General features: G+C 61.5%; 5 protein-coding genes. 1 reads left to right on the plus strand and 4 read right to left on the minus strand.

Annotated features, from left to right (window positions below; all coding sequences use genetic code 11):
- Nucleotides 1-680: 680 nt before the first annotated feature.
- The 4 genes from BP858_RS01970 to BP858_RS01985 all read right to left on the minus strand — a co-directional run bounded on the left by BP858_RS01970 (nucleotide 681) and on the right by BP858_RS01985 (nucleotide 5136).
- On the minus strand, nucleotides 681-1301 hold the full coding sequence (locus tag BP858_RS01970; RefSeq protein WP_281767705.1) for an ArsR/SmtB family transcription factor: 621 nt from the start codon (nucleotides 1299-1301) through the stop codon (nucleotides 681-683).
- Entirely contained in the window at nucleotides 1294-4038 is a 2745-nt protein-coding gene (gene alaS, locus BP858_RS01975; RefSeq protein ID WP_286878699.1) for an alanine--tRNA ligase, read from the minus strand. Before alaS ends, BP858_RS01970 begins: the two co-directional genes overlap by 8 nt.
- 61 nt (nucleotides 4039-4099) lie before the next feature.
- Nucleotides 4100-4417 carry an SWIM zinc finger family protein gene (locus BP858_RS01980; protein WP_286878700.1) on the minus strand — a complete coding sequence of 106 codons (318 nt, stop codon included), beginning with the start codon at nucleotides 4415-4417 and terminating at the stop codon, nucleotides 4100-4102.
- Nucleotides 4414-5136: a Nif3-like dinuclear metal center hexameric protein gene (locus BP858_RS01985; protein WP_082864939.1), complete on the minus strand. Its 723-nt coding sequence runs from the start codon at nucleotides 5134-5136 to the stop codon at nucleotides 4414-4416. Before BP858_RS01985 ends, BP858_RS01980 begins: the two co-directional genes overlap by 4 nt.
- Nucleotides 5137-5383: 247 nt before the next feature.
- On the opposite strand from BP858_RS01985, the gene BP858_RS01990 reads away from it, so the two are divergent.
- Nucleotides 5384-6315 (plus strand): homocysteine biosynthesis protein (locus BP858_RS01990; RefSeq protein WP_286878701.1); only part of this gene is annotated, 932 nt, incomplete at its 3' end.

Here is a 6315-nt window from a genome sequence, read left to right on the forward strand (position 1 = left end):
GGAAGGCGGCTACTACTACGCGATGGGTTACTGAGCGGAGGATGGTTTTGTTGGGCCGATGCCCGCCCTCCAGGTTCAGGCCCGGCAGGGAAAAGCACCTTCCGGTGCGATTCTGCCCATATTCCTGCTTTTTATCGAGTTTTTCAAACCAATCCCAATGGGATAGCCTTATGGTGTCACACCCCAATCAGGCCTATTGTGGTGAAAGGCCNNAGCCGAAGGCTCATGGCGCGCTTCGCGCGAGAGCGCAAGAGACCCTGTTGCTGCCCCGGTACTCTGATTCAATGCGGGTGTGAGAAAAATCCGGGCCAGAACTCTTACTGCGGATACGTCGGTATACGCTTCATGAGCGTTTCAAATGAAAATCCCATCAGAATCGAAAACGGAGCTCAGATTGTCGAGCTCTAAAACACGATATACGCCTGTGGCCGAATGCGGCCTCATAAGTGTTTTCGAAGAATACTCCGTAGGATACCCTTATGGTGTCACACCCCAACCAGGCCTATTGTGGTGAAAGGCCATGCCGAAATGCTACAGTTGCGGTGCGGAGATAAACCCTAAAAAGACGCGATGCCCCAAATGCGGGGCGAAAGTTGAAGCAGGAAGTGGAAAACCGCCGGAAGCCGGAGTTCCCAGGGGGCGACGGTAAAGACCCCAAACGCCCCCTCATCCAGCTTCTTCTATTCCTCCTGCTCTTTTTCTGCCTGGTATCCCGGAGATGTCCGCCACCAGTAGTAGACCTCGTAGGCCAGCAGCGCGAGCAGCACCGCGCAGGCTCCGAAGAAGAAACTCATCACCAGGTCATGGACCGGCGGCGCACCCGCGGCACTATCCAGGGGCGCCCTGAATGCGGAGATCTCCTCCCCACCCCCGGTGAGCCTCGGTTCCGGCGGCATGCCGCCGAGGGCCGGCAGCAGCGCCGGGAGGAGACCCCAGAGCCCGAGGCTCGCGAGAACGACGATGCCAAAGAGCGTCGCATACTTCTTCAGCACCGACCCGAGATCGCTCACCGGCGGCGCGATGATGAGGACCTGGTTCGTAAGGCCGTAGACCTTCACCTCACGCCCCTTCTCGCTCCAGCGGGTCTCCATGACCTCAAGAAGCCCCGCATCAAGGAGGTTCTCGATATGGTAGGTTGCGGTGGTGATCGGGATCCCCATCGCCCGGGCAACCTCCGACGACGTCAGCGGCCCGTCACCGAAGGTCTGGATGACCGCGTTCGCCGTCTGGCTCGCCATCGCCCGGGCGATCTTCTGTGCCCGCTCATCGCCCGGCTGGATAACTACAACATTCTCAACCATGGAGTGCTTCAAGGATCTGGTTACGCCCATGCTCGAGCGCCTGCTCGAGCCGGGAGACGTCTGGCCCCGCGCCCTGAGCGAGGTTCGGCTTACCGCCGCCCCTCCCGCCAAGGATACTGCAGACCTCCCTCACGATATCGGCGGCGTTCACCGCCGGTGCGCCCGATGTCGCCACCACCTTCACGTTCCCGTTGACCGATGCGAAGAGCGCCACACCGCCTTCATCGGCGACAGTGGTGGCGAGCGCGACGAGTTCCTTCTGGGTCGCGTCCACCTGCCTGACGACGACCCTGACCCCGTCCACCGTCTCGCCCCCGAGGTGCTGCATCTGGAGGTCCACCACTTTCTTCCGGAGACGCTCGATATCCTTCTTCTGCTCCTTCCATTCCGAGAAGAAGCGTGTTACCGTCGCTGGCAGGTTCTCGGGCTGGACGCTCACCACGCTGGCGGCCGCCTGGAGGAGGTCATCCATATGCTGCATGGAGTACACGGCAGCGATCCCGGCCGCAAAGATGAGCCGTTCCACGCCGTCCTGGATATGTTCAACACCGATAACCCTGATAAGCCCGATCTCGCCGGTTGTCCGGACGTGCGTCCCGGCGCACGCCTGCACGTCGCCGCCGACCTGCACCGTCCTGATCTCCCGGCCCGGGGGGACGCCGCCCTGGTAGAGACCGAACCCGTACTTCTGCTCCGCCTTCGTCCGCTCCTCGATATTGATGTAGACCGGCATGTCGGCCATGACCATCCGGTTTGCCTCGATCTCGATCCTCCGGAGTTCCTCAGGCGTAATATGCTTGTAATGCCTGATATCCAGGCGGGAAGCCTCGCTTCCCTTCTGGGCGCCGGCCTGGTGCACGTGGGCGCCGAGCACCTTTGTCGCGGCATGCAGGAGGACATGGGTTGCCGTGTGGTGGCGCATCAGCGACAGGCGGCGCTCCTCATCCACCATGCCCTTCACACGGTCGCCGCGTTTCAGGGCGCCTCCCGTGACCCGGTGGAGGATCACCTCCCCGAGTTTCGTGACCTCCTCCACCCGGACCATGCTCTCCGAGGTCACCAGGGTGCCGGTATCGGACGGCTGACCGCCTCCCTCGGGGTAGAAGAGCGTCTGGTCAAGCACCGCAAGCCCGTCGAAGTAGTCCAGCACTATCGCCTCGAACTCGACCTCGCCCGGCAGTTCGTAGTAGAGTTTCTTTGTCGGGGGCAGGGCCTCTGCCCGCTCGCGGTAGGCGGCAAGCGGGTCCTCTGCCGCTGCCTCCTTCTGCGCCTCCGAGTGGCTGTCGGCGATCAGCGAGTAGAAGTTATCCGGGATCTCCACAACAGCCCCTTCGCCGGCCGCAACCTCCTTCACCATCTCGGGCGGGATGCCGTGCGAGTCGTAGAGGGTGATCACCTCCTGGAGAGGAACCCGTGTGCTCTTTGCTTTGTAGTTCCGGGCGATCTTCTGGACGATCCTGGTCCCGCGCTCAAGGGTGCTTGCGTACCTGGTCACCTCGTTCTCCACGATCTCCCTGACCACGTCGACGTCCTGCTCGAAGTTCTCGGTCCCCACGACCTGCATCTGGGCCTCGATCAGGTCGGCCAGGTCCTCATCCATCTCGAGGTCGTTCATCATCCGGAGCGTCCGGCGGAGGACGAGCCGGGTAAGGTAGCCCTCACGGACGTTCGAGGGGACGATACAGTCGCCGAGCATGTAGGCGAGGCAGCGGGTGTGGTCGGCGATCGAGTAGACCTTCTCGATCGGGACGACGATCCGCTCCAGTTTCTCCAGCGGCACGTCGATCGCCTCAGCGACCTTCCTCCTGAGGTTGTAGAGGTTTGTCCCGGAGATATCCATGACGCCGGCGAACCGGGCGCTGAGCCCCATGATCTTCGTAAACTCAGGGTTGTTGAGGAGGTCCTCAAGGTGCGCTGAGCACATCAGGCGGCTCACCATCTCCGGGAAGACCGCGTCGTATATCGTCGGCGATCCCTTCGAGGCCCAGACGAACCTCTCAAGGCCGTAGCCGGTATCAACGATCTTCAGCCGCATCGGGTAGTAGAGGTCCCCGTTGACCTCGACGGGCGGCTGATCGGTCTTCTGCCGCCCGAGGTTCATGAAGACCAGTGTCGCGACCTCAAGGCCCCCGATGAGCACCTCGACGGACGCTCCTGCATTCCCGCCGCCGTACCAGGGGTGCTCCTTATAACTGACCCGGTCAAGATCGCCCCCGATGGACGCGATGAACTCATCGCAGAGGGCCACCGTCTCGTCCTTCCAGTAGATCTGCTCCTCGGGAGTGTTGAAGGCATGGTGCGCCATCATCTCAAAGAGCGTCAGGTGGCGGCCCGACCTCCCGACCGAGTCGAGGTCGTTTAGGCGGATGCAGGGCTGGGAGATGGTGAGCGGGTTTGCCGGCGGCGGGACGACGCCGCTTGTGACGAACGGTTGGAAGTCGGCGATGGACGCGATGGTAAGGTAGATGTCGTCCCTCCACCGGGCGGCTACGGGATATCGTTCGAGGCGTGTATGGCCGTGCCGCTCGAAGAACGAGAGGAACGCCTCCCTCATCTCATCAACGGTATGGGGTTTAAAGACCGGATTGCCGATGAAGTTATACGTCACACACGGGGCATCACCGCAGAACTCCTGTTCGGGGTCCCGGGTCCAGAAGGCCGCCCCGCAGCTCTTGCAGACCTTCCGCTCAAACCCTTCAGAACGGAAATAATCGAGCGTATATTCTTCCTCGAGCATTGAAAATCACGCAGTATAATTTGGTATGACTGGAATTAATATAGTTGTTTGTGCGTGACGTTTAAGGTTTCCATACGTCCTGGTACCAGAGATCGTAGGATTCGTATATTCCTGTCCGTTCTGCAATGCGTACCGCGAGAATGTGCCAGCATTCGCGTCCCCGAAAGAGAAAGTCGCTGCAGGTGCAGAAATCTCCTTCCACGATATACTCGTTGCTGTGCCCCACCACGACGTAGAAGTCCAGGTAACGCTTCACCCGCCGTTCATCAACGGCGGCAAGCGCTTTTCTTCCCCGGTCTTTGTAGATGCGCTCGATGCAGGTACGAAACTCCTCCGTCAGCTCCTGGTCCTGCTCGATCATTTCCCAGATCTCTCTCATGGAACTACCACTACGTGTGGCGGATCAGGGATATAATGCCACCCCATACGGGATGCAAGAACCTCCATGGCCGGGGCCTCGAGCGCGTAGTGGGTGGCTTCCAGGCAGGGGATGGGTGATGCACGAGCCACGCTGTGTTTCAGTTCCGCTGAGAGGAAGGCGTCTGCCCCGAGGCGGGCGGCCTCCTGGATCAGGTCGGGGTCAAACCCGCTTCCTCCCACGACCGCCAGCCGCCTGATCGTGCTCACCTCGCCGTAGATCCGTATCCCCCCGCCCGGGAGACGACGGGCGATCTCTTTGGCATTGAGCGTGCAGTCGCCGACGAGGCCGGCGGCCATCCGTTCCGTCCGCTGGAGGCCGAGTCGGGCCGCGAGGACGTCATTGACACCGCCCTCGGCGTGGTCGAAGTTCGTGTGCATGACGTAGAGGTTCATGCCGCTGGAGAGCAGGCTCCGGAGCAGGCGCGCCGTTGGCCCCCTGACTGCCGTGACCGGGTTCCAGAGGGGCGTGTGGTGGACGACCAGCATATCGGCGCCGGCAGCAACGGCGGCCTCCACCACTCTCTGCGTGGCGTCGAGCGCGCAGCAGACGGTTCCGAGATCGCTTCTGCCCTCGACGATGAGGCCGATTCTCCCGGCGTCATACTCTTCGGCCAGTTCGGGGGGAGCGACCTGTTCCATTGCGGTGACGAACTCGTGGATATCCATGCAGTACCTCATGTGGGCCTCCCGGATAAAAAAGGTGGATGAGGTTTGCCGGTAGATCCCCTCGCATCTTCGGTGCCCTTTGTGCTGCGTATGCGGGCTGTTCGCTCTATCGCCATCATCGCGCGGCCTGCCGCCTGATATTCGAAAAGAGCCTGATCTGCCGTGGTCACTCCGCCCCGGACGCCACGGCGCCTGACCCGCACATATTACCTAAAGTAATAGTCAACACCTATAAATATTCAAGAATGGATATACGTTCATGGAAAAGTCCCTCGACCTCATCAATGCCCGGATACGCGACGGTAACGCACGAGTTGTTACCGCCGACGAGATGCCGGCAATTGTCGACGAACTCGGAGAGGAAGGAGCACTGGAGGAGGTCGATGTCGTCACGACCGGGACGTTCGGGGCAATGTGCTCCTCCGGTGCATTCTTCAACTTCGGGCACGCCGACCCCCCTATCAGGATGGAACGTGTCTGGCTCAATGACGTGGAGGCATACGCAGGGATAGCGGCGGTCGACGCATACCTCGGTGCAACCCAGGAGGCCGATTCCCCGGACCGGGTCTACGGCGGCGCCCACGTCCTCGAAGAGCTCATCGCGGGAGGCACCGTCGAACTCCGGGCGACCTCCCACGGGACCGACTGCTACCCGCGCAGGAGCATCACCACAGAACTGCTGCTTGAGGATATGAACCAGGCGGTCATGGTGAACCCAAGAAACTCCTACCAGTGCTACAACGCAGCGACGAACACCACCGACCGGACGCTCTACACTTATATGGGTAGCCTCCTCCCGCGGTGCGGCAACGTCTCCTACTCCGGAGCAGGGACCCTCTCGCCGCTCGCAAACGATCCCGGATTCCGGGTCATCGGGAGCGGTGTCCCGATCTTCCTTGCCGGTGGGGAGGGTATGGTGGTCGGCGAAGGGACCCAGCACTCGGCAGGCGGCGGGTTCGGGACGTTGATGGTGACCGGGGACATGAAAGCGATGCGGCAGGAGTTCCTGCGCGCGGCAGTGATGAACGGCTATGGCGTGACGCTGTATGTCGGCGTCGGCGTCCCAATACCGGTGCTTGATACCGGCATCGTCCGGAGCACCGCGGTGCGGGATGAGGATATTCTGACCGAGGTCATCGATTACGGCACCCCCCGCCGGGACCGGCCGTCGCTTGCAACGGTCAGTTACGC

This window comes from Methanoculleus sp. UBA413 (assembly GCF_002502935.1).
Classification (GTDB): domain Archaea; phylum Halobacteriota; class Methanomicrobia; order Methanomicrobiales; family Methanoculleaceae; genus Methanoculleus; species Methanoculleus bourgensis.

What these genes read in the sequence shown, in the direction of transcription:
- BP858_RS01985 (WP_082864939.1), bottom strand. Translation starts at nt 5,136, where the DNA reads ATGAGGTACTGCATGGATATCCACGAGTTCGTCACCGCAATGGAACAG.
- BP858_RS01980 (WP_286878700.1), bottom strand. Translation starts at nt 4,417, where the DNA reads ATGAGAGAGATCTGGGAAATGATCGAGCAGGACCAGGAGCTGACGGAG.
- BP858_RS01970 (WP_281767705.1), bottom strand. Translation starts at nt 1,301, where the DNA reads ATGGTTGAGAATGTTGTAGTTATCCAGCCGGGCGATGAGCGGGCACAG.
- alaS (WP_286878699.1), bottom strand. Translation starts at nt 4,038, where the DNA reads ATGCTCGAGGAAGAATATACGCTCGATTATTTCCGTTCTGAAGGGTTT.